The sequence below is a fragment of the Ditibartonella choladocola genome, assembly GCF_002007565.1.
Lineage (GTDB): Bacteria > Pseudomonadota > Alphaproteobacteria > Rhizobiales > Rhizobiaceae > Bartonella > Bartonella choladocola.
Genome location: NZ_CP015625.1, coordinates 58,839 through 85,786 on the forward strand (window position 1 = coordinate 58,839; position 26,948 = coordinate 85,786).

Annotated in this window: 21 protein-coding genes; 16 read left to right on the forward strand and 5 right to left on the reverse strand. The window is 45.6% G+C overall.

The window, feature by feature from the left end; translation table 11 throughout:
* Window positions 1–462 precede the first annotated feature (462 nt).
* Window positions 463–1,881: a helix-turn-helix domain-containing protein gene (locus tag BBC0122_RS00290; RefSeq protein WP_077994369.1), complete on the forward strand. Its 1,419-nt coding sequence runs from the start codon at window positions 463–465 to the stop codon at window positions 1,879–1,881.
* A gap of 442 nt (window positions 1,882–2,323) precedes the next feature.
* Here the strand turns inward: BBC0122_RS00290 and BBC0122_RS00300 are convergent, their stop codons facing one another.
* A complete protein-coding gene (locus BBC0122_RS00300; RefSeq protein WP_077990280.1) occupies window positions 2,324–3,313 on the reverse strand; it encodes an aldo/keto reductase in 990 nt (329 codons plus the stop codon).
* A 132-nt stretch (window positions 3,314–3,445) separates the two neighbouring features.
* Here BBC0122_RS00300 and BBC0122_RS00305 point away from each other — a divergent pair, with 132 nt between their 5' ends.
* The 5 genes from BBC0122_RS00305 to lepA all read left to right on the forward strand — a co-directional run bounded on the left by BBC0122_RS00305 (window position 3,446) and on the right by lepA (window position 9,430).
* Complete coding sequence (locus BBC0122_RS00305) at window positions 3,446–4,336, forward strand: LysR family transcriptional regulator (protein ID WP_077990282.1); 891 nt, start codon at window positions 3,446–3,448, stop codon at window positions 4,334–4,336.
* Window positions 4,337–4,732: 396 nt separating this feature from the next.
* Window positions 4,733–5,638, forward strand: a complete 906-nt coding sequence (gene argB, locus BBC0122_RS00310; RefSeq protein WP_077990283.1) for an acetylglutamate kinase — start codon at window positions 4,733–4,735, stop codon at window positions 5,636–5,638.
* Window positions 5,635–6,321, forward strand: coding sequence for a pyrimidine 5'-nucleotidase (locus BBC0122_RS00315; protein ID WP_077990284.1), 687 nt, complete (start codon window positions 5,635–5,637; stop codon window positions 6,319–6,321). Before argB ends, BBC0122_RS00315 begins: the two co-directional genes overlap by 4 nt.
* Window positions 6,322–7,233 carry a DMT family transporter gene (locus BBC0122_RS00320; protein WP_077990285.1) on the forward strand — a complete coding sequence of 304 codons (912 nt, stop codon included), beginning with the start codon at window positions 6,322–6,324 and terminating at the stop codon, window positions 7,231–7,233.
* 391 nt (window positions 7,234–7,624) lie between these two features.
* Window positions 7,625–9,430: a translation elongation factor 4 gene (gene lepA, locus BBC0122_RS00325; RefSeq protein ID WP_077990286.1), complete on the forward strand. Its 1,806-nt coding sequence runs from the start codon at window positions 7,625–7,627 to the stop codon at window positions 9,428–9,430.
* Window positions 9,431–10,427: 997 nt separating this feature from the next.
* On the opposite strand, the gene dapD is transcribed toward lepA, so the two are convergent.
* Window positions 10,428–11,276 (reverse strand): 2,3,4,5-tetrahydropyridine-2,6-dicarboxylate N-succinyltransferase, encoded by an 849-nt coding sequence (dapD, locus tag BBC0122_RS00335; protein WP_077990289.1) that lies wholly within the window; start codon window positions 11,274–11,276, stop codon window positions 10,428–10,430.
* A 98-nt stretch (window positions 11,277–11,374) separates the two neighbouring features.
* Between dapD and BBC0122_RS00340 the strand changes: the two genes are divergently transcribed.
* Window positions 11,375–12,217: an LOG family protein gene (locus BBC0122_RS00340; RefSeq protein ID WP_077990290.1), complete on the forward strand. Its 843-nt coding sequence runs from the start codon at window positions 11,375–11,377 to the stop codon at window positions 12,215–12,217.
* Between the two features lie 722 nt (window positions 12,218–12,939).
* On the opposite strand, the gene BBC0122_RS00350 is transcribed toward BBC0122_RS00340, so the two are convergent.
* Window positions 12,940–13,245, reverse strand: a complete 306-nt coding sequence (locus tag BBC0122_RS00350) for a hypothetical protein (protein ID WP_077990292.1) — start codon at window positions 13,243–13,245, stop codon at window positions 12,940–12,942.
* Between the two features lie 543 nt (window positions 13,246–13,788).
* On the opposite strand from BBC0122_RS00350, the gene dnaK reads away from it, so the two are divergent.
* Complete coding sequence (gene dnaK, locus BBC0122_RS00355) at window positions 13,789–15,711, forward strand: molecular chaperone DnaK (protein WP_077990293.1); 1,923 nt, start codon at window positions 13,789–13,791, stop codon at window positions 15,709–15,711.
* A gap of 203 nt (window positions 15,712–15,914) precedes the next feature.
* Window positions 15,915–17,078 (forward strand): molecular chaperone DnaJ, encoded by a 1,164-nt coding sequence (gene dnaJ / locus BBC0122_RS00360; RefSeq protein WP_077990294.1) that lies wholly within the window; start codon window positions 15,915–15,917, stop codon window positions 17,076–17,078.
* A 197-nt stretch (window positions 17,079–17,275) separates the two neighbouring features.
* On the opposite strand, the gene dapE is transcribed toward dnaJ, so the two are convergent.
* Window positions 17,276–18,463, reverse strand: coding sequence for a succinyl-diaminopimelate desuccinylase (gene dapE, locus BBC0122_RS00365; protein ID WP_077990295.1), 1,188 nt, complete (start codon window positions 18,461–18,463; stop codon window positions 17,276–17,278).
* 167 nt (window positions 18,464–18,630) lie between these two features.
* Between dapE and BBC0122_RS00370 the strand changes: the two genes are divergently transcribed.
* The 7 genes from BBC0122_RS00370 to tenA all read left to right on the forward strand — a co-directional run bounded on the left by BBC0122_RS00370 (window position 18,631) and on the right by tenA (window position 25,927).
* Window positions 18,631–19,935: an MFS transporter gene (locus BBC0122_RS00370; protein WP_077990297.1), complete on the forward strand. Its 1,305-nt coding sequence runs from the start codon at window positions 18,631–18,633 to the stop codon at window positions 19,933–19,935.
* A 37-nt stretch (window positions 19,936–19,972) separates the two neighbouring features.
* Window positions 19,973–21,157, forward strand: a complete 1,185-nt coding sequence (locus tag BBC0122_RS00375; protein WP_077990299.1) for a M20 aminoacylase family protein — start codon at window positions 19,973–19,975, stop codon at window positions 21,155–21,157.
* A gap of 49 nt (window positions 21,158–21,206) precedes the next feature.
* Entirely contained in the window at window positions 21,207–22,370 is a 1,164-nt protein-coding gene (locus tag BBC0122_RS00380) for a M20 aminoacylase family protein (RefSeq protein WP_077990300.1), read from the forward strand.
* 343 nt (window positions 22,371–22,713) lie between these two features.
* Window positions 22,714–23,883: a M20 aminoacylase family protein gene (locus BBC0122_RS00390; protein WP_077990304.1), complete on the forward strand. Its 1,170-nt coding sequence runs from the start codon at window positions 22,714–22,716 to the stop codon at window positions 23,881–23,883.
* A gap of 117 nt (window positions 23,884–24,000) precedes the next feature.
* Window positions 24,001–24,711 carry a L,D-transpeptidase gene (locus tag BBC0122_RS00395; RefSeq protein ID WP_077990305.1) on the forward strand — a complete coding sequence of 237 codons (711 nt, stop codon included), beginning with the start codon at window positions 24,001–24,003 and terminating at the stop codon, window positions 24,709–24,711.
* A gap of 176 nt (window positions 24,712–24,887) precedes the next feature.
* On the forward strand, window positions 24,888–25,250 hold the full coding sequence (locus tag BBC0122_RS00400) for an MliC family protein (protein ID WP_077990307.1): 363 nt from the start codon (window positions 24,888–24,890) through the stop codon (window positions 25,248–25,250).
* Window positions 25,250–25,927: a thiaminase II gene (tenA, locus tag BBC0122_RS00405; RefSeq protein WP_077990308.1), complete on the forward strand. Its 678-nt coding sequence runs from the start codon at window positions 25,250–25,252 to the stop codon at window positions 25,925–25,927. Before BBC0122_RS00400 ends, tenA begins: the two co-directional genes overlap by 1 nt.
* 23 nt (window positions 25,928–25,950) lie before the next feature.
* Here the strand turns inward: tenA and BBC0122_RS00410 are convergent, their stop codons facing one another.
* The gene (locus tag BBC0122_RS00410) at window positions 25,951–26,715 is read right to left on the reverse strand and encodes a M48 family metallopeptidase (protein ID WP_077990310.1); all 765 of its coding nucleotides are present in this window, start codon (window positions 26,713–26,715) and stop codon (window positions 25,951–25,953) included.
* Between the last annotated feature and the right edge of the window lie 233 nt (window positions 26,716–26,948).

Sequence of the window (26,948 nt, forward strand, 5' to 3'; positions counted from 1 at the left end):
CGGAAATAGAAATCGAGCGGGATTGCGACATTTTGTTTAAGTTGAATTTATATGGCCGGTTATGGACGAAGTGTCTGCATAATGCATATTTCCGGTCGTTTTATGTAGAGTATCTGATGTTTATTTCTCATTCGGGGCTGTTCCGGATGGACTGCGCTATGTTTTTCCCAGTAAAATAATCTATCCGTTATGACTCTCATGATTTTTAAAAAATTTTAAAGAGCAGATTTTACTGTTTTGTTGATGTTGTAGAGATAACCAATAAAGGTAAAAAAAGAAAAGGCGCGCTCTCCCACGCTGCCTTTTCTTTTCCTCCCACATATATCCTATTCATAAAAGACAAAGCTTTTTTTTCCTCCGACAATCCAAGGCTAACACAGCGAAAAAAATAATAAAGCTTGATCGTGTGCGAATGCATAAGTTATAAAAATGCAAATTGTAAATTGCGAAATTGTGAAAAAAATGTCTATCGGAAAACTTTATATTGGAAGAAAAGTTCGTAAATTGCGGGAAGACCAGAAATTGACGCAGGCTCATTTTGCCGAGCGCATAGGTATTTCCACTTCATATCTCAATCAGATCGAAAACAATCAAAGGCCTGTATCGGCTGCGGTTCTGCTGTCTTTGGCTGAAAAATTTCATATTGATATTTCTAGTCTTTCTTCGGGTGAGGACGACCGGCTGCTTTCCGCTCTGAGCGAAACTTTAACCGATCCTCTATTCAAGAATCACCGCGCAGCTATGCAGGAATTGCGGCTTATTACACAAAATGCCCCTGGCCTTGCGCGTGCTTTGATTACTTGCCATCAGGCCTACCGTCTGGCTTCCGAACAATTGGCAAGTACCGACGGATGGTTGCAAGCGGGTGGGCTCACAGAAATTTTACCTTATGAAGAGGTGCGCGACTTTTTCCATTTCATGGATAATTATATTGATGACCTCGACCGGAGTGCAGAAGATCTTGCGGGCGAAATGGGTATCGGGGAACGCGATAATCATTCGGCCATTATCGAACGGCTTGAAAAAAAATATCAGGTCAGTGTCAACTGGGGAACTGCTGACGATGGTATGGTACGCCGTTATGATCCGGTGAGCCGTATTTTGACTTTGAATCCTTATATAGCGCCGCAACAACGCACTTTTGAATTGGCTATCCAACTTGCACGATTTGAAGCGGATCCGCTTTGTGATGAAATCATCAAAAAAGCATCTTTCAAATCGGAGGAAGCCAATGAAATATGTCGCATCGGGCTTTACAACTATTTTGCCGGTGCGCTCATTCTTCCCTATAAACCTTTTATGCGTGCAGCCAGTGCGCTTCGTCATGATATAGAATTGCTTGCCGCCCGTTTCAGCGTTTCTTTGGAACAGGTTTGTCACCGGCTTTCAACTTTGCAACGGCCAGGTCTGAAGGGTGTGCCGATTTTCTTTGCGCGCATCGACCGTGCCGGAAATATAACCAAGCGTCATAGTGCTGTGAAATTGCAATTCGGCCGTTATGGCGCGGCCTGTCCGGTATGGAATGCACATCAGGCTTTTGAAACGCCGGGCAATATCATCCGCCAACTTGCCGAAACGCCCGATGGTGTGCGCTATCTTTGTCTGGCTGTTCAGGTAGTGAAAAGAAATGGCGGTTACCATAGTCCGCATCCCCATTATGCCTTGGCATTCGGCTGTGAAATATCGAATGCGTCGCAATTTGTTTATGCCGATGGCCTTAATCTTGATAATAATGCAGCCTATGAACCGATCGGCATTTCTTGCAGGATTTGTCCACGCACGCGGTGTCCGAACAGGGCAGCACCGCCGCTAAAACATCGTTTAACGGTCAATTATAACCAGCGTGATGCCTTGCCATATACGTTGGAACAAATTGGCTAGGAAAGCTGCTGCAATCCGAAGCAATCGGCCGTTTGAAAATACGATTGATAATGAAAAATCAATCGGACACCGGCGAAGATTCCGGCTGTCCAAACTTTCCTTGAATAGAAAACCGGATTCAAGAATTTGATAATCGAAGACGGTTTTTTACATTTCCCGGATGTCGGCATTTCTTTGCTATAAGAGATGAACATATAAAAATGCGCAGACAAGAAACAGGCTGGCGTTGCATACCGGAAAATTTCCCGATTTTTAGGGGAGAAAACCTCTGGTGGCTGCTATGATTTCGATAAGTTGAAAAACTGTGCGCAATTACGCCATTTGATAATCGCGTTTCAGCCTGACAGGTAAAAGTGATTAAGTGTCTCATCTCACGGAATGAGATCTGCTCCGGCCTATAGACTTTAAGCCGGAGCAATCCTGTTGAAAAATCGGAAACCGGTTATTTGTCAACCAATTTCAAACGGCTGTCATCATACCGTTTTCCGGCAACTTTATCGGGGCTGACAATATTTTCAAGCCGCACGCAATCATCTTTTGTGAGTTGAATTTCGGTGGCAGCAACATTGTCTTCCAGATGGCGGATTTTTCTTGCCCCCGGTATCGGTACGATAAAATCGCCACGGCTTAAAACCCATGCCAATGCAAGCTGTGCAACGGTGGCATTTTTCTCTTTTGCCATTTTTTCCATTTCGGTAATAATCTGCCGATTTTTTTCAAAAGCACCTTCCTGAAAACGCGGCAGCAAACGACGGAAATCGTTAGCGCCCAAGCTTTTTGTTGTAAAATCACTGGCGAAAAAACCGCGTCCCAAGGGACTATACGGGACAAAGCCAATGTTAAGCTCGCGACATGTTGCCAAAATTTCCTTTTCGGGATCGCGTGTCCAGAGCGAATATTCACTTTGGAGTGCACTGATCTGATGAACCTTTGAAGCGCGTCTTAGCGTTTCGCTGTTTGCTTCCGAAAGGCCAAGCGCACGCACTTTGCCTTCTTTGACGAGATCGGCCATGGCACCGACCGTATCTTCAATCGGCACATCCGGATCAACCCGATGCTGATAGAGAAGATCAATGACATCGACGCCCAAACGTTTGAGCGAGGCTTCGGCAACCTCACGCACATGTTCCGGTCGCCCGTCAACACCGGTGGCATCAATGTGGCCATCAGGCTGACGCTCAAGTTTAAAACCGAATTTTGTGGCAATGACCACCTGATCGCGAAATGGTTTTAGCGCTTTACCGACAAGAATTTCGTTATTGAAAGGGCCATACATTTCGGCCGTATCAAAAAGGGTAACGCCAAGTTCAACCGCACGATGCAATGTTTTGATCGCCGATTGTTCATCATCGCCGCCATAAGCATGTGTAAAGCCCATGCAACCAAGTCCGATTTCCGAGACAGTCAATGCACCGATTTTGCGTTTCTTCATACTCAATTCCTTTTTGTTATCTTTATGTTTTTACCGCTGTAACGAATCTAGAAGAATTATTACTGTTTGTTTATCCTGTTTAATTTGCTAAATGTGATCGAATAATTAGAACAATAGAAAAAAGTAAAAACCATGGATCGTCAACAGCTTTCCCATTTATTGATTTTTGAAACAGTCGTTGAAGAAGGTAGTTTTCGCGCCGCCGCAAAAAGGCTGAATATTGCACCTTCTGCCGTATCTTACGCGATTGGAAAATTGGAAGAAAGTTTGGATGTACAGCTTTTTAACCGTACGACTCGCAGTCTGGGATTAAGCCCTGCCGGAAAAGTGCTCATTCGCCAAACGGCTTCCGCTTTGGGAATGATAGAAGACGGTTTTAACGCGGCAAAAGCAACGCATGACAATGTTTCCGGTCTTTTGCGGATCAATACCGGCTATTCGGCGGCAAAATTTCTTATTTCTCCTTATCTCGGAGCATTCGCAGAAGCCTATCCCGATATTATCCTTGATCTCGTGATTGATAACCGGTTTGTCGACATTGTAAAATCCGGTTATGACGCAGGCATACGCATTCACGAGCATGTCGAAAAAGATATGATTGCCGCAAAAATTGGTGGCGATTTGAAAAGCGTTCTTGTCGCGACGCCAAAATATTTTGAAAACCATCCGGTTCCCTGCCACCCTGTCGATTTGAAAAACCATAGAGCAATTTTATATCGTTTCAACGAACAACGCACTTATGTGTGGGAATTCGAGAAAGGCCGGAAAAAATTGACGGTTACTCCTCCCGAACAGCTCGTCGTCAATAGCCATCAATTGGTTATCGACGCAGTGCTTCAGCATACCGGATTGGCTTATATATTTGAAAATTATGTGAAAGACGAGATCAGTCAGGGCAAGCTCGTAAAAGTAATGGAAGATTGGACACCGCCATTTTCGGGGTTTTACATTTATTATCCGCAACAAAAAATGCGCGCAGCTCTTCGTGCTTTTATTGATTTCTTTATTGCCAAAAACCGCTAAGAGAAACCGTTAAGTAAAAACGTTAAGTGAAACGGAAAAATCGGATAGCATTTATAGCCTTCAAGACCAAAATGGTTGACGTTTGAAATCTGTCACAGCCGCAACGTTAGCCTTATTACTCTATTTTTTCGCGGGTGCACCGCCCTTTGTTTATTCGGTTACAGAATTTTCGTTTTTCCCGCTCGACCAATTTTTAAAGCATGACAAGCAAATTTATCTATTCAGAACCGGCGGGGTAAAAAATTCTGTCCAGTGTTAAATTGTATTGATAGAAAAATACCTCGCATTGCGATAACGTGATGGTAATTACATGTATTAACGGTTTGAGACGGAAAAATTTCTTGATATGAAAATGTCGATTCAAATCTTTCCGTAACTCCGAGGAGGGCGATTTTAATGGATGATTTAACGACCGACGCTGCCGATGTTGCTGAAAGACAGGCTGCGCTGCTTTCTGCAGCTTTGCCTTATATGCAGAAATACGAGAACAAGACAGTTGTGGTCAAATATGGCGGTCATGCTATGGGAGACCCTGAACTGGGTCGTGCTTTTGCCCGCGATATTGCGCTTCTCAAGCAATCCGGTATCAACCCGATTGTCGTTCATGGCGGCGGCCCGCAAATTGCAAAACTCCTTGGAAAAATGGGAATTGAATCGAAGTTTGAAGGTGGACTTCGTGTAACCGACGCCAAAACTGTCGAAGTTGTCGAAATGGTTCTGGCCGGTTCGATCAACAAAGAAATTGTTGCAATGATTAATGCCGAAGGCGAATGGGCTATCGGCCTTTGCGGCAAAGATGGCAATATGGTTTTTGCCGAAAAAGCCCAGAAAAAAGTGATCGATCCCGATTCCAATATTGAGCGTATTCTTGATTTGGGTTTTGTCGGCGAACCGGTGGAAGTTGATCGCACACTTCTTGATCTGCTTGCCCGCTCCGAGATGATACCGGTCATTGCGCCGGTTGCACCGGGTAGGGATGGCAACACTTACAACATCAATGCCGATGTTTTTGCCGGTGCAATTGCGGGTGCACTAAAAGCCAAGCGTCTGTTGTTCCTGACGGATGTTCCCGGTGTTCTCGACAAAAACGGTGTTCTTTATAAAGAATTGACAGTCAAACAATGTGAAACGCTTATTCATGACGGCACTATATCGGGCGGCATGATACCGAAAGTTGAAACCTGCATACAGGCGATTGATCGCGGTGTTGAAGGCGTTGTTATTCTGAATGGCAAAACGGCCCATTCTGTTTTGCTTGAACTTTTCACCGAACGCGGCGCGGGTACGTTGATTGTGCCATGATGAACGAACAAGCGGTTTCACGGCTAAAAGCCATCAATGTCTGGGTGTTTGATCTGGATGATACGCTTTACCCGCGTAATAGCGGGCTTTGGGCACAGATCGACAAACGTATCAGTGCCTATGTCAAAAAACAGTTGGAACTTGACGATGATGAAGAGGTCAAAAAATTTCGCCAATATTTCAGGCAAACTTATGGCGGCGCTCTACGTGGAATGATCGAAGAATATTTTGTCGATGTAAAAGACTATTTGAGAGATGTTCATAATATCGACTATTCGCCGTTAAAAAAAGATCCGCAGCTTGCCGAAGATATTAAAAGTTTGCCCGGACGCAAATTCATTTTCACAAACGGTGACCGTGCTCACGCTGGCCGTGTTCTGGCACATCGTGGATTGGAAAACTGTTTTGACGGCATTTATGATGTGACATTTACCGATTTTCTGCCCAAGCCTTACCGGCAAGCCTATCACAGATTTTTAGGACATTTTTCAATCGATCCGGAAAAAACGGCAATGTTTGAAGACAATCTTGCCAATCTTTCAACCTGTAAAGAACTCGGCATGACGACAATTCTGGTTGGTCATAACGAGGATAAAGAAATTCCGGCTTTTGTCGATTTTGAAGCTGTTGAACTGGAAACTTTTCTCCATGATCTGGTAGGTCGCCTCAATGGGTCCTGCTGAATGACCGGAGACAGAACAAAGTCGATTTTTCTTCTGACGAGGCAAGAACTTGCCCTGATCGGCATTACCTTCCTTTGGGGAACGACTTTTCTGATCGTCCAGCTCGCCATGCGCTCAAGCGGGCCGCTGTTTTTCGTCGGATTCCGTTTCATTCTTGCCGGCCTATTTGCCAGTGCCATTTTTTGGCGCAGCCTCAAAAACTTGACAATTCACGAGTTTTTCGCCGGTATCGTTATCGGTTTGCCGATATGTCTCGGCTATGGCTTACAAACAGCCGGATTAAAGACAATTGCAAGCAGTCAGTCGGCGTTTATTACCGCTGTTTATGTGCCTTTGGTCCCTTTGTTACAATGGGCAATTTTGCGCAAAAAACCGGGGCTCACGAGTTTTATCGGCATTGCTTTTGCTTTTATCGGTCTGCTTCTCGTATCCGGTCAGGGATTTCAAGGCTTGGCCTTTTCAAAAGGCGAATTTTTTACTCTTTTATCGGCATTTGCAATTGCTTCGGAAATTGTTCTTATCAGTCTTTTTGCGGGGCGGGTCGATAGTCGGCGTGTTACTGTTGTGCAGCTTTTTATTGCCGGTATTTTTTCTTTTGCTGCAATGCCGTTCAATGGCGAAACTGTTCCTTCATTTTCATGGGGTTGGGTTTTGGCCGGTTCAGGTCTGGCTGCAATGAGTGCGCTGATACAGCTTACGATGAACTGGGCACAAAAATCGGTCTCGCCGACACGCGCCACCATCATCTACACTGGCGAGCCGATATGGGCCGGCCTGATGGGGCGAATCGCAGGCGAGCGTTTACCCCAATCGGCACTATTTGGTGCGCTGTTGATTATTATCGGCATTCTGGTTTCCGAGTTGAAACCGAAAAAGCCGGAAAATGCCGCAGCCATAGATAAAGCAGGCTGAAAGCATAAAGGCCGGTTTTTCAAAAACTACCTATATAGCGATAAGACTACCCGTATAGTGAGAATGATCTGCTTATAATTGACTGTGTTATTTGCTCGTAACGGATTATTTGAAATGTGTGTAGCGTCGGGATTTCAAAATTGAACCGACTCTTTTGTTGGCATTGTTTTATGAGCATTGTCGCAGCAAAATGCCCCATAATGACGGGAAGTCACAAAGTCATATTGTGTTTTATCGTTTTCCCGAAATGAAAAACAGCGACAATATTCGAGGTAAAATTCGGGCGACGATTGGAACCACTTCTGTGGAAAGAAAAAGATTTCCATGAACAAGCTTTTTAACGTTCATTTCGGCTTTGCGTTTCTTTGCGTTCCTTGCTAAATCGCATTTCATGACAATAGATCGCGACCATATACGGAATTTTTCCATCGTGGCTCATATCGACCACGGAAAATCAACTTTGGCTGACCGGCTCATCCAGATGACAGGCGGTCTTGCCCAACGTGAAATGAAAGAACAGGTGCTCGATTCCATGGATATCGAGCGCGAACGCGGCATCACCATCAAAGCGCAAACGGTGCGGCTCCATTACAAAGCAAAAAATGGTGAAACCTACATTCTGAATCTGATCGACACACCGGGTCATGTCGACTTTGCTTATGAAGTTTCACGCTCTCTAGCGGCCTGTGAAGGGTCGCTTCTGGTTGTCGATGCGTCTCAAGGTGTGGAAGCACAAACGCTTGCCAATGTCTATCAGGCAATCGACAATAATCATGAACTGGTCGTTGTCCTCAACAAGGTTGATTTGCCCGCCGCCGAACCGGAACGCGTCAAAGAACAGATAGAAGAAGTTATCGGCATAGATGCCAGTGATGCGATTGAAATTTCTGCCAAGACCGGTATGGGAGTCGATCAGGTTCTGGAAGCGATTGTTCATAAATTGCCTGCACCGCGGGAGGGCGATCGCAATAAACCGCTGAAAGCAATGCTGGTCGATAGCTGGTATGATGCCTATCTCGGTGTCATTGTTCTTGTGCGTGTTATCGACGGCGTTTTGAAAAAAGGCCAGACAATCCGCATGATGGGAACCGATGCAAAATATCCGGTCGAGCGTGTTGGTGTCTTTACCCCTAAAATGGCTACGATTGAAGATTTGGGGCCGGGCGAATTGGGTTTTATCACCGCCTCTATCAAGGAAGTGGCCGATACCCGCGTTGGCGATACCATTACCGAAGATCATCGCCCGTGTGACCATGCTTTGCCGGGCTTCAAACCTGCCCAGCCGGTGGTTTTCTGTGGCCTGTTTCCGGTTGATGCCGACGACTTTGCCGATCTTCGAGCGGCGATGGGGAAACTGCGCTTGAATGACGCAAGTTTTTCTTTTGAAATGGAAACGTCCGCAGCTTTGGGTTTCGGTTTCCGGTGCGGTTTTTTAGGGCTTTTGCATCTTGAAATCATTGAAGAAAGGCTCGAACGCGAGTTCAATCTCGACCTTATTGCTACGGCTCCTTCTGTTGTCTACCGCATCAATATGACCGATGGATCAGTCAAAGAGCTGCATAATCCGGCCGACATGCCCGACATTGTGAAGATTGCTTCTATTGAAGAGCCGTGGATACGCGCCACGATTATGTCGCCGGATGAATATCTCGGCGCAATTTTAAAACTTTGTCAGGATCGTCGCGGGGTGCAGGTTGACCTTTCCTATGTCGGCACTCGTGCGATGGTTACCTATGATTTACCGCTAAACGAGGTGGTTTTCGATTTTTATGACCGTCTGAAGTCGATCTCGAAAGGCTATGCATCCTTCGATTATCATGTAACGGACTATCGAGAAGGTGATCTCGTCAAAATGTCCATTCTTGTGAATGGAGAGCCGGTGGATGCACTTTCTGTTCTCGTGCACCGTTCTGCCGCTGAAAAACGTGGCCGGTCAATGTGTGAAAAATTGAAGGAACTCATTCCTCAACACATGTTCCAGATCCCGATACAGGCCGCCATTGGTGGCAAGATTATCGCTCGCGAGAATATCCGCGCTTTGCGTAAAGATGTGACAGCCAAATGTTATGGTGGCGATGTCAGCCGCAAGCGTAAGCTTCTCGAAAAGCAGAAAGAAGGCAAAAAGCGTATGCGCCAATTCGGTAAGGTTGAAATACCGCAAGAGGCGTTTATTCAAGCTTTGAAAATGAACGATTAATTGCCGTTTTATGGAATATGACCGTAATAGCCGTTTGTGAGCATTGAACGTTAAACTGCAATGCATGGGGCTGGTTACGTTGAATATCAATTTAAGATCATTAAAAATGATCTGCGTGATTTCAGGTTGAAAAATATTCCGTCTTTTTTGAACACATCGGGTTGAACACATCGGGTTGAACACACCGGAAATTTCGTCAAAGCTGAACTTGATTTGAAAATCTGGCAAAAAAACTGCCGGAAAACTTCCGGAAAGAAAACATGTCGGAAAGAAAACATGCCTGAAAAATGCCCGAAAATGCCGGAAAAATCATTGCAATGGAAAACAATTGACAGACTAATCAACTGCCGCAGTGGAAGGACGTTTTGAATTTGCTAGTGCCAGACTATCCGCTACCAACAGACCTTGAAAAGGAACGTTTGAAAAACGGTTCTTATAAAAAACCACAAAAAGCAACTGATTCGCATTCGAGAGCAAATTAATCGATTTAATTATCAATTTTCCCCGTTTTTGGATCTTCAAACCGGTTGAATCCAAAATAATGCAATCTACACTGCACGTGGAATAAAGGCTTCAATCATAAGATGCTGCGACGAGGGTTATTTCTCGCATTTTATCGCGTTTGGGTGTTGACGCAAAATAATAAGCCGGTTAATAATTTGCCCCATAAATTTCAAAAAAGGTTTTGATATTCGGACCTTAGGGGGCTGATAACCAGTTGGGTTATGTCATTCTTATGACCATGACCCGGCGCAGCAGAGTTACACCCCCGCATACTCTGCTGCACTTATTTGCCTGTAAAAAAACAGGTGCTTGAAATGGAAAACAGGTGAAGAGGCATTATGCTTTTTCACCTGTTTTTTGTTTTGTTTGATTGCGTAGATCGGTATGATTAAATCAACAAAATTTGAACGACTTCGATCAACAATTTAACAGAAACCGGTTTTGACCGGTTTCACTGATGGTTCAGAAAAACAGATTCCGGAGAACCGGTTTTTTAATCGCGCAACAATTCGTTGACAGATGTTTTTGAGCGGGTTTTTTCGTCGACCCGTTTGACAATGACGGCGCAATAAAGATTGGGGCCAGCCTCGCCATTTGGAAGTGGTTTTCCCGGCATGGTTCCTGCAACAACAACGGAATAGGGCGGTACTTCGCCATAGAAAATTTCACCGGTTGCGCGGTCGACAATTTTTGTCGATTTGCCGATGAAAACGCCCATACCGAGCACGGCTCCCTCACGGACAATACAACCTTCTACAACTTCCGAACGCGCACCGATAAAGCAATTGTCCTCGATGATTGTGGGACCTGCCTGCAACGGCTCCAGAACGCCGCCAATTCCGGCTCCGCCAGAAAGGTGGACGTGTTTACCCACTTGCGCGCAAGAGCCGACAGTAGCCCATGTATCGACCATTGTGCCTTCACCGACATAAGCCCCGATATTGACGAATGACGGCATCAAAACGACGCTTGGAGCAATATAGGCAGACCGTCGCACAATAGCGTTCGGAACCGCGCGGAAACCGGCATTTTCAAAATTGTCGGCGTTCCAGCCGTCGAATTTCGATGGAACTTTATCCCACCACGAAGATTGATCGGGACCACCGGAAATCAGTCCCATGGCATTGAGCCGGAAAGATAACAGAACCGCTTTTTTGAGCCATTGGTGAACTTTCCAGTTGCCGTTATTTTCACGTTCGGCGACGCGCAGTTTTCCCTTGTCGAGAAGGTCGAGCACATGGTCGACCGCCTCGCGTATTTCTCCCTTTGTCAGGATGTTGACTTTTTCGCGTTCATCAAACGCCTTTTCAATGATGGATTCCAGTTGGGACAGATTGGTCATGGCATTAGGTCTCCGTTAAGTAAGTCGAAAGCATCAGCATTTATTCTCTTCGGCCTAATGCAAGAAACAATTGTGGTCAATGAAAAGGAAGATCCTGAATGGCTAATGGCGAAAAAAACGGTTGGACACCTTTTCGGCACTCGAAAGAGGATGCCCGTAAAGTTCATGAAGTTCCCGATACGGCCCAAACGCGTTCACCAGCTTATCGCCTTGCCTATGTCGATGAAGATTTCATGATGCGGCGCGAATTGCGTGCTGTAAGAATCGGTCTGGAACTGATGAAACCGGAAGTCGGCTTTGTCGAACATGGTATCAAATCGACCGTTGTTCTGTTTGGCGGAGCCCGTATTCCCGAACCCGGTAAAGAAGCCAGATCGGCAAAAAATCCCGAACAAAAGCAAAATCTTGAAAAAGCCTCCCGTTATTATGACGAGGCGCGCAGATTCGCACAACTTTGCTCGCTTTATTCGGCCTCTACCGGCCATCATGAATTTGTCATTATTACCGGCGGTGGTCCCGGTGTGATGGAAGCCGGTAACCGTGGCGCGGACGATGTCGGCGCTCCCAGTATCGGGCTTAATATTGTTTTACCCCATGAACAGGCACCGAATGCTTATGTAACACCTGCCCTCTGTTTTGATTTCCATTATTTTGCGATGCGCAAGATGCATTTTTTGATGCGCGCAAAGGTGATTGCTATTTTTCCGGGTGGATTCGGCACTCTTGACGAATTGTTTGAAGCGTTAACGCTTATTCAGACGGGTCGAATGAAACGTGTTCCCATATTGATGTTCGGGCGTGAATTCTGGAAAAATGTGCTGAATGTGAAATATCTTGCCGAACAGGGAACAATTTCGCCCGATGACGCGAAATTGATAACTTACGTCGAAAGTGCCGACGAGGGTTGGGACATTATCCGCCAGTTTTACGATTTGAAATAGACCGGTTTTTCAAAACAACGATGGCAAATGAATAACAATGGCGAGCAAATCCGGTTCTATCCGGGTTTTGTTTCATCCGAAAACGTGCCATTTGTATTTTCTGTGAGTGGCACAATTGGCAGGGGCGTTTGTCATCACGCTGACTGTGACATTTGATGAGCCTGTGCAATTCTGATGAGCCTGTGCACTTCACCGGTTTCAAAAGCGGGGCAAATGGGGGGAAAAGGGGCAAAGGAGCAAAGGAGGGAGATTTTTCCGCCGGATTTTCCCGCTGATTGCCCGCAATTCAAAGCAAAGCCACAATGTCAAAGCCGGTTAAAAGCCGGAAATTTTGTCCGGTTCGGCATTTCTGACGGTATTCGAGCCTAATGTTCGGTATTTTTGCCGGATGTCCGCGAAATGTAGGAAAAAGATCAAAGGGTGGAAAAAGAACAAGCCATATCCGCCGAACCGGCAAAATAAGAGCCGCATAACCGGCAAAAAAGTTCAGCAAATTTTATGTAGTTTATGCGCCTATCAAGCGGCGGCGATGATGGTTTTTTGTTGGCGGGCAAAGGTGCTTGAACCGTTTTTTTTGAATGCCTCGGCGCCGGTTTTAAAGTGGAAACCGAAACGGGATTTGTCAGGCCAGACGGAATTGGCCGGAATGGTTTTGTTGAACCATGTGAAGGTGGATTAAAAAAGGCGGGTTAAACCCGCCTCGTTTTTTTAAAAAACTGCAATTATTTTCTCGGTGTACCGTCGTCGGATTCACCTTTTTCGTCGTCCTGAATCACAGTTTTATCCAACGGCGAATCTTTCTTTTCACCGGGAACATAGCTGTCTTCGCGCGAACCATCACCATCGTGACGACCGGCTTTGCCACCGTGATCGTGATGGACATTGCCTTCCGGTGCTTTTGCCTTTTGACCTTCTACATAGCTATCTTCTACCGAACCGTCACCTGAAGCATTACGGGCTTCGGCGGCCAATACCATTGATCCTGCTGCCAATAGGCCAGCCAAAGAGACTGCGAGAATCTTTTTCATTTTAATTTCTCCTGTTTTTGAAGCGTTGATGCTCCATGTCATCACACACTGCTTTTGTTAAAACTCTTTATTTTAGAACCATCAATAAAGAAATGTTCCAAACAGTGCTTTATTCAAGTCACGAAATTGCACGAGGACATTTGCTTTGTGACGCGGTCATAGAAACATAATCGGATTTTATTTGCAAATACAGAACGTTGTTTTTTATCTCGATAAGCTTTGAAAGCAGGATTGGACACGATTATGAACAGCTTTACCGGCTTTTTTGAAAATTTGTGAGCGCCAAAGAAACAATAGTTTTGTCGGAAAAATGCATGATAAATGCCGTTCAATTGCATGAAAAACCTTTAAAAAACCGCTTTATCAAATGAATCTTTTCAACATCTCTTGCACGTCTACAGGGGTGCCCTTATATACGCCTCAACGAGGTTCGTTATGGTTGCCGATTTTTGAGTGGCCATTACGGGCTTTTCATATGATAAGGAGCTGTCTGACAGGAATGCTCGCTAGAGGTCCCGACAGCTTGCTGAATGGAGAGTAGAAATGGCAAAAGTAATCGGTATTGACTTAGGTACGACAAACTCTTGCGTAGCCGTCATGGATGGCAAAAACGCGAAAGTTATCGAAAATTCGGAAGGTGCCCGTACCACACCTTCTATTGTAGCATTTGCAGAGGGTGGCGAACGTCTTGTTGGACAGCCGGCGAAGCGTCAGGCTGTAACCAATCCTGAAGGCACTATTTTTGCGGTCAAGCGTTTGATTGGCCGCCGGTTTGATGACCCGATGGTTACCAAGGACAAAGAACTTGTTCCTTATAAAATCGTCAAAGGGGAAAATGGTGATGCCTGGGTTGAAGTAGAAGGCAAGAAATATTCACCTTCTCAGGTTTCTGCAATGGTCTTGCAGAAAATGAAAGAAACGGCTGAGTCCTATTTGGGCGAAAAAGTCGAGCAGGCGGTTATTACAGTTCCTGCCTATTTTAACGATGCCCAGCGTCAGGCAACCAAGGATGCCGGTAAGATTGCCGGTCTTGATGTTTTGCGTATCATCAACGAGCCTACGGCTGCTGCCTTGGCTTATGGCCTTGACAAGAAAGACGGTAAGACAATTGCTGTTTATGACTTGGGCGGCGGTACATTCGATATTTCGGTTCTCGAAATCGGTGATGGCGTTTTTGAAGTTAAATCGACCAATGGTGATACATTCCTTGGTGGTGAAGACTTTGATATGCGTCTGGTCACCTATCTTGCCGAAGAATTTGAAAAAGAAAACGGCATTGATCTGAGAAAAGACAAATTGGCTTTGCAGCGTTTGAAAGAAGCGTCCGAAAAAGCCAAGATCGAGCTTTCCTCTTCGCAGCAAACGGAAATCAATTTGCCGTTCATCACTGCTGACGCAACCGGTCCTAAACACCTCACCATGAAATTGACCCGTGCAAAATTCGAGTCATTGGTTGAAGATCTGGTTCAACGCACAATCAACCCGTGTAAGGCTGCATTGAAAGATGCCGGTTTGAGCGCTGGTGATATTGACGAAGTCGTGCTCGTTGGCGGTATGACCCGTATGCCGAAGATTCAGGAAATTGTAAAAACCTTCTTTGGCAAGGATCCGCATAAAGGCGTCAACCCGGATGAAGTTGTTGCAATGGGTGCTGCTATTCAGGGTGGCGTTTTGCAGGGCGATGTCAAAGACGTTCTGTTGCTTGATGTTACACCGCTATCTTTGGGTATCGAAACATTGGGTGGCGTGTTCACACGCTTGATCGAACGCAACACAACAATTCCGACCAAGAAGTCGCAAACCTTCTCGACTGCGGAAGACAATCAGAATGCTGTAACCATTCGTGTTTTCCAGGGTGAACGTGAAATGGCGGCTGATAACAAGTTGCTTGCCCAGTTTGACCTTGTCGGTATTCCGCCCGCACCGCGTGGCGTTCCTCAAATCGAAGTTACATTCGATATTGATGCCAACGGTATTGTCAGTGTTTCGGCAAAAGATAAAGGCACAGGAAAAGAACACCAGATACGCATTCAGGCTTCTGGCGGTTTGAGCGATGCCGATATCGAGAAGATGGTCAAGGATGCCGAAGCTCATGCTGCCGATGACAAGAAGCGTCGTGAAGGCGTTGAGGCCAAGAATCAGGCAGAGGCTCTTGTCCATACAACCGAGAAATCGCTTGCCGATTATGGTGATAAAGTCTCGGCTGAAGACAAGTCCGCAATTGAAGCTGCAATGGCTGATGTCAAGAAAGCTATCGAATCGGATGATGTTGATAGTCTTCCTGAGAAAACCAAAAAATTGTCCGAAGTCAGCATGAAGCTGGGCGAGGCAATGTATGCTGCTTCAAAAGCACAGGCTGAAGCCGACGCTGCACACGATGCGGCAAAAGAAGAACATAAGGACGATGATGTTGTCGATGCGGATTTTGAAGAGGTCGACGATAACGATAAGAACAACAAGAAATAATTGCTCTTATGTCTCTGTAAATTGAAAAAAAGCCCGACCTTTTAATCAAAAGGGCGGGCTTTGTTATGGAACAACCAATCCGTTCGCAATGGAAACCGGAACTATAATCTGTTTCAAAGAACCAATGACAACAGCCTGAGCGGAAACAAATATGGCAAATGTCGTCTCATCAGTGAACGGCAGAAGAACTGCAGGAATAAGTGATGAAAATTGACTATTATGAAACATTGGGCGTTTCACGGGAATGCGATGAAAAAACGCTCAAATCTGCTTTTCGTAAACTTGCCATGCGTTACCACCCCGACAGGAATCCGGGCGACAAAGAGGCGGAACAGAAATTCAAAGAAATCGGCGAAGCCTACGAGGTTTTAAAAGATCCACAAAAGCGTGCCGCATATGACCGTTTTGGTCATGCCGCTTTTGAAAATGGTGGTGGCGGTGGTGGAAATCCGTTCGGACGCGGCGGGTTTGCTGCCGGTGGTTTTTCCGATATTTTTGAAGACTTCTTTGGCGAGATGATGGGCGGTGCACGGCGCAAACGCGCTGACGGGCGCGAACGTGGTGCCGATCTCAGCTACAATATGGAAGTTACTCTGGAAGAGGCTTATCACGGTAAAACCGCACAAATCAGAGTGCCGGGCTCGATCACCTGTGATCTTTGTTCGGGAACGGGAGCCAAGAAAGGTTCAAAACCGCAACCTTGTGCAACCTGTGGCGGAACAGGAAGGGTTCGTAGCGCTCAAGGTTTCTTCTCGATTGAAAGAACCTGCCCGACATGTCAGGGGCGCGGCGAAACGATCAAGGATCCTTGCCCGAAATGTCATGGACAGGGGCGCATTGAAGAAGAGCGTACATTGACTGTCAATATTCCGGCAGGGATTGAAGATGGAACACGCATTCGCCTTGCAGGAGAAGGAGATGCCGGAAGCCATGGCGGACCGGCTGGCGATCTTTACATTTTCCTGTCTATTAAACCGCATGAATTCTTCCAGCGTGACGGAGCCGATCTTTACTGCCGTGTGCCTATTTCCATGACAACAGCCGCACTCGGAGGCGAGTTTGAAGTTTCCACACTTGATGGCATGAAAACACGTGTCAAAGTACCGGAAGGAACGCAAAATGGCCGGCAATTCCGCTTGAAAGGCAAAGGTATGCCGGTTTTGCGCCAACAGACAACCGGCGATCTTTATATTCAGGTGGCAATTGAAACGCCGCAAAAATTGAGTAAAAGGCAGCGCGAGTTGCTGGAAGAGTTCGACAAATTGTCAGTCGATGAAAATTCGCCGCAGTCACACGGATTTTTTGCCCGTATGAAAGAATTTTTTGAAGGCATTGGCGGCAATAACGCCGATAACAGCAAAAACTGACAAGTTCTCCATAGAAACGTCATGTTATGCATGGCCTTTTATGCATGACCTTTTTGGAAAAAAAGAAAGGCGGAAACATAGTCCGCCTTTTCGGGCTTGTGTTCTGTTATTTGATTATTTGTTCCGTCTTTTTGATTATGGGCGCGAGTTTCATTTCCAATAAAAACCGGATATTGAATATCGGGCAATGCCGTTATTTATTCATTGCTGTTATCGGCAAAGAAAAATTCCAGAAATTTTTCATATATTTCTGTGAGCTGTTCAAGATCTTTAATGGAAACACACTCATCGATCATATGCATGGTTTGCCCGACAAGCCCGAACTCTACAACAGGGCAATAATCTTTGATAAATCTTGCGTCGGATGTTCCGCCAGAGGTTGATAATTCCGGAGTACGGCCTGTCACAGCTTCAATTGCGGCGCTCAAACGACTGACCAGCCGTTCGTTTTTTGTCAAAAATACACCACCCGGACTTACCATCCAGTCAAGCTGGTAACTTGCCGAAGATGCATTGCCATGCTGCAATTTCACTTTAGCCAAACGGTTTTCAATTTCCTGTTTTAGCGTGTCGATATTCCAATTGTCATTATACCGGATGTTGAAACGGATCGTGCTTTGTGCCGGAATAACATTGGTTGTCGGATTGCCCGTATCAATCGCGGTAATTTCAAGATTACTTGGTTGAAAATGACTTGAACCTTCATCAAGGGGTGTATTTTTCAGGGCTTCACACAGCTTGATCGTCAAATAAAGTGGATTGGCAGCACGTTCAGGATAGGCAACATGCCCTTGCTTTCCCTGCACTGTGATAACCCCTGAAAGCGAACCGCGCCGACCCACTTTAATCATATCACCTAAATGGTTCGGGTTTGTCGGTTCGCCAACAATTGTTGCGTCCCACGTTTCGCCTTTGTCGGCTGCCCATTTCAAAAGCTTTATCGTGCCATTAATACCGGGGCCTTCTTCGTCATTTGTTATCAATAGGCTGAGCGAGCCTTCAAGCGGAGTTTTTTCCAAATAACGGGCAACCGCTGCAATAAAACAGGCAATTCCACCTTTCATATCAACGGCACCGCGGCCGTAAAGTTTATCGTCTTTTATCGCACCTTCAAATGGCGGAAAATTCCACGCTTTTTCGTCACCAACCGGTACAACATCGGTATGACCGGCAAAAGCAAGATGCGGCCCGTTCTTGCCGATACGCGCATAAAGATTTTCAATATCGGGTGTGTTTTTATCTGTAAAAATGGGTCGTTCAACAGAAAAACCAAGGCTTTTTGCCCATGTTTGAACTTGCGTTAATACACCGTTTTCATGCGGCGTAACAGATGGACAACGGATAAGTGCCTGCGCCAAAGCTACAGGATCCTTGAGTGTCATCATTGCTATTGTCCTTTGTTTCAAACAGTATCTACAATTATTATTCACCAATTTGATGATAATTAAGAAAATATATTGTTAATATTTTTATCCGGCTGCTAAAGAAATTGCGTGCCCGAATTTCGTCGATCGGGTTAAATTGGTGGGGAAATTATCAAGGGATAACTATTATGGCCGGATTGGTAGATACTCCTGACAATCATAAGGGGAATGTTGCCCTTACACCTGTCGGTAGTAAAACGAAATTGATTGTCGGAGCAGGTGTCGGCAATTTTCTCGAAATGTTCGATTTTACGGTTTATAGTTTTTTTGCCGCTATTATCGGACACGTCTTTTTCAATTCTGAAGATAAGCTGATTTCATTGCTGATATCGGTATCGGTTTTCGGCGTAGGCTTTGTCATGCGTCCATTAGGCAGTATTATTATCGGTGCCTATGCCGATCGCCATGGGCGTAAAGCCGCAATGTTACTGACAATTGTATTGATGGCCATTGGCAGTGCCTTGATAGGATTTGCACCACCTTATGAAGCAATCGGTATTTTTGCACCACTGTTGATTGTTTTGGGGCGTCTCTGTCAAGGATTTTCAGCTGGTGGAGAAGTTGGCGCGGCAACAACGCTTCTTATGGAATCGGCCGAACGTAACAAGCGCGGATTTTTCGTGAGCTGGCAGTTTTTCGGACAAGGCTTGAGTACTTTATCCGGTTCACTGCTCGCCGCCTTATTAATGGGGTGTCTTTCCACGGAAGCCATGGAAAGCTGGGGTTGGCGCGTACCGTTTATCTTTTCACTCCTTATTATTCCTGTCGGGCTTTATATCCGCGCCCATATCAAGGAAACATATAAGGCACCAACTGCTGAAGCACACACAATACATCCGTTCAAAGAGCTTATCAGCCAACATACAAAACAGACGATACTCGGTATTCTTATGGTTTTCCCGTCAACCGTCATGATGTATATTTTGGTGTTTTTTATGCCGAATTATCTGAAAACGGTCACGGAAATCGGAAACTCGCAATCGTTCCTTGTATCGAGTTATGCAAGTGTCATTGTTATCGTTGTAACTGTTTTTGCAGGCTTTTTTTGCGACCGGTTGGAGCGGCGTAAAGGCGCGGCTGTCACAGTTCTGGCGGTCACCTTTATCTCGTCCTATTTTGCATTCCACTTTGTGCAAAATATGCATGTTTTTCTTGCCTTTTACACCGTGTCAATGATTTGTATGGGGTTGATGCTAACTTTATCGGTTCTTTTCATTATAGAAGCATTCGAGAAAAGAATTCGCGCAACTGCAACGGCGGTTATCTATGCTTTTGGTGTTTCAATTTTTGGTGGTACAGCACAGATGATTGTAACATTTCTTCTTAAAATATCCGACCGCAATATTATGGCGCCATTCTGGTATCTTGGCGTTGCTATCGTCGTTGGTATGGCGGCATATCTGGCTTTCGATGAAAAGCGCCACGAGATTTAAAGAATGAGATTTAATGATAGAAAACAGGGGAATTCCGATGAGTAATGAACACCTTTCGCCAGACGCGAAAAAAATTCTTCAAACCATGGCATCCTATGTGCCGGAAATGGAAGCTGTGCGCCACGATTTGCATGCCCATCCAGAGACAGCTTATGAAGAGCATAGAACGGCAAAAGTTATTGCCGATCTTTTGAAAAAATGGGGTTATGAAGTTACAACAGGCCTTGGCAAGACCGGTGTTGTCGGGCGCTTGAAAGTTGGCGATGGCAAAAAATCCATTGGTTTGCGTGCCGATTTTGATGCTTTGCCGATTACAGAAATGACCAATCTTGAATATTCCAGTTGTCATGAAGGCAAAATGCATGCTTGTGGTCATGACGGCCACACAACCATGTTGTTAACGGCCGCACGTTATTTTGCCGAAACGAAGAATTTCAACGGGACACTCAACCTCATTTTCCAGCCGGCAGAAGAAGGTTTTGCCGGTGCAAAAGCAATGATCGACGATGGCCTTTTTGAAAAATTCCCGTGTGATGCCGTTTTTGGTATGCACAACTGGCCGGGGTCTCCAACCGGCAAAATTTCTGTTAATACAGGGGCATTCATGCCTTCAAGCGACACTGTCAAAATCAAAGTGATTGGCAAGGGCGGCCATGGTGCTGTTCCGGATAAGGCAATTGATCCGATAGCAGCAAGTGCTGCGATCATTTCAAGCCTGCAAACGATTGTCTCGCGAAATGTGCCACCGCTTGAAACAGCCGTTGTCACTGTTGGCAGCTTTCATGCAGGGTTTGCCGCAAATGTTATTCCCGATAGTGCGGAAATGTTGCTGACCGTGCGTTGCTTTAGTCCGGACGTAAGGGATTTACTGCAATCGCGTATCGAAAGTCTCGCCAAGTTACAGGCGGAAAGTTTTGGTGCAACCGCTGAAGTTGATTATCAACGTTCATATCCTGTTCTGGTCAACCACGAAGCAGAGACGGCATTTGCTGTTGATGTTGCGGCAAAAGTTTTCGGGCGCGACCATGTTGATGACAATATGACGAAACCATCGGGAAGTGAAGACTTTGCCTTTATGTTGGAAAAAGTGCCAGGGTCCTATGTTGTCATCGGAAATGGAGATAGTGCACCTTTGCATAGTCCCAATTACAATTTCAACGATGAATTGCTGCCTCTTGGTGGTTGTTATTGGGTTTCATTGGCTGAAACATATTTAAAATGACTTTTGAAGGCTACATTCCCGAAAAATGTAGGATATAGGACTTAAATCTATGAAACATATTCGCGAACACATTGAGAAAACCATTGATGAAATGGTGGCAATCCGCCACCAAATTCACGAAAACCCTGAAATGGGCTTTAATGAGCATAAAACCGGCGATAAAGTAGCGAGCCTGCTTGAAAGCTGGGGCTTTGACGTTGTGCGGGGTGTCGGTAAAACCGGCATTGTTGGCACATTGAAAGTCGGTAATGGCAAAAAGGTCATCGGTATACGTGCCGACATGGACGCACTTCCGATAGAAGAGGAAACGAATCTGCCTTATGCGAGTAAAAATGCAGGTGTCATGCATGCTTGCGGTCATGACGGGCATACAACCATTCTTCTGACTGCCGCCCGTTATCTTGCCGAAACCAGAAATTTTGATGGCACAGTTCGCGTTATCTTCCAGCCGGCTGAAGAAAGTCTTGGCGGCGGCAAGAAAATGATTGATGACGGATTGTTTGAAAAATTTCCATGCGACCGGATTTACGGCCTGCATAACTGGCCGGGCTTTCCTGCCGGAACATTGCGTTTCACCAAGGGGCCGATGATGGCCTCTGTCGATACCGCTTATATTACAGTTCGCGGTAAAGGTGGTCACGGGGCACGGCCGGAAACAACAATTGATCCGATTGTTGCAGCTTCGTCTATCGTTATGGCCTTGCAAACCATCGTTTCCCGTAATGTCCCACCGCTTGAGGCCGCACTTATCACTGTCGGTATGTTCAAGGGTGGCAGTGTTTCCAATGTCATCCCAGAAGAAGTCAAGATGGAGCTGACGATCCGCGCATTTTCACCTGAAGTCAGAAAATTGTTACAGGAACGGATTTGTAAACTCGCCAAATCGCAGGCCGAAAGCTATGGTGCCGAAGCCATTATCAATTATGAACGTGGCTATCCTGTTACTGTGAATGATGCCGAATCGATCGATTTTGCGCTGGACGTCGCAAAACAGATTGTCGGCGACAAAAATGTCGTCGAAAATGCCGAGCCGCTAACTCCGAGTGAAGACTTTTCCTATATGCTGGAGAAAGTTCCGGGTGCTTATATCATTATGGGTAATGGCGACAGTACAGGCCTCCATACTCCCCAATACAATTTCAACGATGATGGTATTGCTGTAGGAGCAACCCTGTGGGGTGCGCTGGTTGAAAAATATCTCGCCAAAGCTTGAAAATTTAAAATTTCAAGTTGCTTTTTTGCGAACCGGATATTCAACAGATATTCGTTGCATCTAGCCGGAAAACCAACTTGTCATCTACTACTTGCCCGCCTGTTTTTAAAAATCCACTCACGGGAAACAGGCGGGTTTTTATTCGGAAAGACTATTTTTACGCAATTTATATGCAATTTATATGCAATCGCACCTCGCCAATTCTCTAGAATATCAACCTTGCGGGAAACATCGGGTAGCGAGAAAATATATCCGGACAAAAAGAAAATTTGGTTGGTCATTTCTTGATAATCATCTTTTACACCATCCATAATAGGCAGGATTATCAACGGGGACGGGAAAGATGACTGAAAAAACAATCGAAAATTTGATCCTCTCCTATTTGCCGGAAATGACAGCTTTTCGACATACTGTTCATGAAAATCCGGAATTGTCGGGAAAGGAAACGGCAACATCGGCTCGTGTCGGAGAACTTCTCGAACAATATGGTTATAAAGTCACACGTCACGTCGGTGGGAACGGTATTGTCGCGTCATTGAAAAATGGCAATGGGCGAAAGTCCATCGGCATCAGAGCCGATATGGACGCTTTGCCGATAAGGGAAGAAACAAATCTCGAATATGCCAGCAAAAATGAAGGTGTGATGCATGCTTGTGGCCATGACGGGCATACAACGACACTTCTTACAGCCGCGCGCGCTTTAGCCGAAACAAGAAATTTTGACGGAACAGTGCATCTTATTTTTCAACCGGCCGAAGAAATCGGTGCCGGTGCAATGGCTATGATTAAAGACGGATTGTTTGAAAGATTTCCTTGTGATGCGGTTTATGGGCTACATAATTGGCCGGGATTGGAGCAAGGGAAAATCCAATTTACCAAAAATGCAATGATGGCCTCTGTCGATTCCGTAACAATTGTCGTTTATGGAAAGGGTGGTCATGGAGCCCGCCCTGAAACTGCAATCGACCCGATCATTGTAGCGTCTTCAATCGTCATGGCATTGCAAACGATTGTTTCCCGAAATATTCCGCCACTCCAATCAGCCATTATATCGACCGGCTCAATACATGGTGGTGAAGCATTCAATATCATTCCGGATAGTGTGACAATTTCACTAACGGTGCGCAGTTTCTCGGCAGATATTCAAAATCTTGTTGAAGACCGGATCAAAAAAATCGTTGAAGCGCAGGCGCAAAGTTTCGGAGCGCGCGCTTCTGTGCAATATGACCGGCTGGTTCCGGCGCTGGTTAATCATTCTGAATACAGTGATTTTGCTCTTGATGTCGCAAAACAGAGATTGGGAGCTGATAAAATCGTCCAGAATGAAATACCAACCACTGTAAGCGAGGATTTCGCCTTTATGCTACAAGCCCGACCGGGAGCATTTTTCTTTCTCGGCAATGGCAACAGTGCAAGCCTTCATAGCCCTCATTATAATTTTGACGATCGCAATCTGGTGGATGGAGCAATTTTCTGGTGTGCACTTGTGGCAGCAGTTTTAAAACAGAATTAACCAATCGGAAACCATCCTTATGCATTATCGCAAAAGTTGAATATTGGTTGAACGGAAATGATCGGAAATTGAATCCGTTCTGAATTGCAAATTTTTGAAGATGAGTTCAGGTATTTTATGAAAAAATCATGCCCCTCTTTGACTCGCCGCACTTTCCTTGTCGGAAGCGGAACAGCTTTTATCGGGGTCTTGAGTGGCTGCACAAGCAGCGGAATTTTGGGAGATGGTTATAGTAATATGACCACCGGAGCAATCCCGCGCCCCCCGATCGGAATTGATAAAGGTTTTACAACGCCCGACAAAATGTATGCGGCCGTTCATGAAGGTCCTTATACGCTTGCCGCCATACCTTATGATAAAGTTCCAAAACAATTTCTACGGCAGATTGTACCCAATCCGACAGGCGAACCACCCGGTACAATTGTTGTGAGTCTGAAAGACCATTTTCTTTATTTCATCCAGCCTGACGGCGATGCTTTGCGCTATGGTGTCGGTATTGGTGCAGCCGGTTTCCAATGGTCGGGGCGTGCCAATGTCCAGTTTAAACGTGAATGGCCGCGCTGGACCCCGCCTGCTGAAATGATTGGTCGAAAACCCGAACTTGTCGAATATCGTAATGGTATGGAACCGGGGCCGACCAACCCGCTTGGTGCGCGCGCGCTTTATATCTATCAAAACGGGCGCGATACGGGATATAGAATCCATGGTTCACCGGAATGGTGGTCCATCGGGCAATCAATGTCATCCGGTTGTATCAGGCTGATGAATCAGGATATTATCGACCTCTACAATCGGGTTCCGGTTGGAACACCGATTGTAGTAGGTTAGTCCTCATTATATGGGAGGAGGCGTATAATGAGAAGAAAGGGGTGCCCGACTAGACAAGCGGGGGCAACTCTATCGGGCACCTTGGGGGATACCAGGTTTCGTCCTGGTGCTCACTAAACGAGTGGCCGAATATAAAGTTCCAAAAAATTTTGATTTCATTCAAAAGGGCTTGAAGAATGTTGAAAAAGACTTTCCTTATGACATTTATCCTGGCTGCTCTTTATGGCTTTGCGGCCAATGCACAAGCTTCTTCAGTGCGTAATCAAACCTATATTTGTGAACGTGGTGTGGCGTTGCAGGCGATTTTTATCAAAGATAAAGATGATTCTTATGCGGTTATTTTTGTTGATGGAAAATTGGTAGCAATGCATGAAGATGTCAAAGGGCCGGAAAGGCTTTTTATTGCTGTTGACGATCAGGATAATTATCGTTTCCATATAAAGGGGAACGACGCAAGTCTCACCTATAAAGATAGCGACCAGTCAAAGGCAGAAAAAGTCGTTTTACAGTCCTGTCAGGCCGATATAGCGGAGGATTAATGGAAAAACCCGATTTTGAACGAGGTCCTTTCGGAAAGTTGCGGATGAAGGCTGGCGAGCTGTGGCAGGCTTATGTTGGCCATTCTTTTGTTAGTCAATTGGCAGCGGGAACACTGGCCGAGAAATGTTTCAGAAAATTTTTGACGCAGGACTATTTGTTTCTGGTTCATTTTTCCCGCGGTTATGCGCTTCTCGCGGCAAAATCGACAAATATTGCAGATATCAGGGAAGCACTTGACGGTCTCAAATCCATTATTGAAGAAATGCCGCTTCATGTCGCTTATGCCAAAAAATGGGGTATTTCCGAACAGGAAATGAGTAGAGCAACCGAGGCATTGGAAACAATTGCCTATACGCGCTACGTTCTCGATGTCGGATATGCCGGCGACCGGCTTGATTTGATGGCCGCTCTATTGCCCTGCGTTGCCGGTTATGCCGAAGTCGGCTTGCGGCTTGCAGGTTCCAAAACCACTGTCTTTAATGGCAATCCCTATTCGGAATGGATTAAAAATTACGAAAGCGAAGAATATATCAAAGGGGTGATAGCCTTTATTGATAGTTTCAACAAGCTTGCGGAAAAATATGAAGGGGAAGTGCGTTTTCAACGTTTGAGCGAAATCTTCAATACGGCTACGCGTCTCGAAACCGAATTCTGGCAAATGGGGCTTGATGCGTAATAATTGACGATCATTCAACCGATCTATTTGAAGTCAATGGCGTGCAAGGCTTGTCCATTGCGTTTCAACCATGCTTTACATTCTTTCGTTCGCGGGCATAATTTTTCGCATAAAGCCCAGAATTTGGAACTATGATTCATTTCAACAAGGTGGGAAGCCTCATGGGCAACGAGATAGTCGATAACTCCCAAAGGAGCCATGACAATTCGCCATGAAAATGACAAATGCCCGTCAGCAGAACACGACCCCCAACGGCTTCTGGTGTCCTTATAGCGGACGGAAACCGGCTTCCGGCCTACGGTAGCGCAATGCTTTTCGACAAGCGGAGCAATAATATGAGCGGCCTGTTTTTTAAGTGCGTCTCCAATGTGCCTTGGTAAATAACGCTCGTCACCATAAACAATTATTTTTCCACCCTTACCATTATCATCGGCAATGATGGTGACTGTGCCCCGCCCTTCCCGATGTATGATTTCATAGGGATGGCCCAGAATAGGTATAGCAGCACCGGCTTTCAACATCGGCGTATTGCGAGGCGCTGGCAAACGGGAAATGCGGCTTTCTATCCAACCTTTATAACGTTCAATGAAGCTCGTAATCTCGTTTTCCGATGTTTTCGGAGGAACAGTGACACGAACGCCTTTTCCGCCGGCTTCTATGCGCAATGTCAGCCTTTTTGCGCGCGCAGTTTTCATAATTGTAAGCGGCAAGGAACGGTCTGACAATTGAAGTGTCAATTGCAGCTTTTCCGGTTTCAAATCAGGCGAGCGGGAGAGGCTAGAAAACATGGGCCTTATTTAGGAAATGAAAGCGTTTTTTGAAGAGATTTAATCATATTATAGGAAAATTATTATCACAACGGACTGAAACCATGTCACACCCACCGCAAACATATCGGCGGGTAGAGCCGGATTTCCTAATAAAAGGAAATCCGTTTTATTCTCTTCCGTTTTTGCCTTTTAATCAATTCGTCTGCAAAGAAGAACCGGTTTTATTCTTTCCTTGTCATATCGATCAGGCA

What these genes read in the sequence shown, in the direction of transcription:
- BBC0122_RS00290 (WP_077994369.1), top strand. Translation starts at nt 463, where the DNA reads ATGTCTATCGGAAAACTTTATATTGGAAGAAAAGTTCGTAAATTGCGG.
- BBC0122_RS00300 (WP_077990280.1), bottom strand. Translation starts at nt 3,313, where the DNA reads ATGAAGAAACGCAAAATCGGTGCATTGACTGTCTCGGAAATCGGACTT.
- BBC0122_RS00305 (WP_077990282.1), top strand. Translation starts at nt 3,446, where the DNA reads ATGGATCGTCAACAGCTTTCCCATTTATTGATTTTTGAAACAGTCGTT.
- argB (WP_077990283.1), top strand. Translation starts at nt 4,733, where the DNA reads ATGGATGATTTAACGACCGACGCTGCCGATGTTGCTGAAAGACAGGCT.
- BBC0122_RS00315 (WP_077990284.1), top strand. Translation starts at nt 5,635, where the DNA reads ATGATGAACGAACAAGCGGTTTCACGGCTAAAAGCCATCAATGTCTGG.
- BBC0122_RS00320 (WP_077990285.1), top strand. Translation starts at nt 6,322, where the DNA reads ATGACCGGAGACAGAACAAAGTCGATTTTTCTTCTGACGAGGCAAGAA.
- lepA (WP_077990286.1), top strand. Translation starts at nt 7,625, where the DNA reads ATGACAATAGATCGCGACCATATACGGAATTTTTCCATCGTGGCTCAT.
- dapD (WP_077990289.1), bottom strand. Translation starts at nt 11,276, where the DNA reads ATGACCAATCTGTCCCAACTGGAATCCATCATTGAAAAGGCGTTTGAT.
- BBC0122_RS00340 (WP_077990290.1), top strand. Translation starts at nt 11,375, where the DNA reads ATGGCTAATGGCGAAAAAAACGGTTGGACACCTTTTCGGCACTCGAAA.
- BBC0122_RS00350 (WP_077990292.1), bottom strand. Translation starts at nt 13,245, where the DNA reads ATGAAAAAGATTCTCGCAGTCTCTTTGGCTGGCCTATTGGCAGCAGGA.
- dnaK (WP_077990293.1), top strand. Translation starts at nt 13,789, where the DNA reads ATGGCAAAAGTAATCGGTATTGACTTAGGTACGACAAACTCTTGCGTA.
- dnaJ (WP_077990294.1), top strand. Translation starts at nt 15,915, where the DNA reads ATGAAAATTGACTATTATGAAACATTGGGCGTTTCACGGGAATGCGAT.
- dapE (WP_077990295.1), bottom strand. Translation starts at nt 18,463, where the DNA reads ATGATGACACTCAAGGATCCTGTAGCTTTGGCGCAGGCACTTATCCGT.
- BBC0122_RS00370 (WP_077990297.1), top strand. Translation starts at nt 18,631, where the DNA reads ATGGCCGGATTGGTAGATACTCCTGACAATCATAAGGGGAATGTTGCC.
- BBC0122_RS00375 (WP_077990299.1), top strand. Translation starts at nt 19,973, where the DNA reads ATGAGTAATGAACACCTTTCGCCAGACGCGAAAAAAATTCTTCAAACC.
- BBC0122_RS00380 (WP_077990300.1), top strand. Translation starts at nt 21,207, where the DNA reads ATGAAACATATTCGCGAACACATTGAGAAAACCATTGATGAAATGGTG.
- BBC0122_RS00390 (WP_077990304.1), top strand. Translation starts at nt 22,714, where the DNA reads ATGACTGAAAAAACAATCGAAAATTTGATCCTCTCCTATTTGCCGGAA.
- BBC0122_RS00395 (WP_077990305.1), top strand. Translation starts at nt 24,001, where the DNA reads ATGAAAAAATCATGCCCCTCTTTGACTCGCCGCACTTTCCTTGTCGGA.
- BBC0122_RS00400 (WP_077990307.1), top strand. Translation starts at nt 24,888, where the DNA reads ATGTTGAAAAAGACTTTCCTTATGACATTTATCCTGGCTGCTCTTTAT.
- tenA (WP_077990308.1), top strand. Translation starts at nt 25,250, where the DNA reads ATGGAAAAACCCGATTTTGAACGAGGTCCTTTCGGAAAGTTGCGGATG.
- BBC0122_RS00410 (WP_077990310.1), bottom strand. Translation starts at nt 26,715, where the DNA reads ATGTTTTCTAGCCTCTCCCGCTCGCCTGATTTGAAACCGGAAAAGCTG.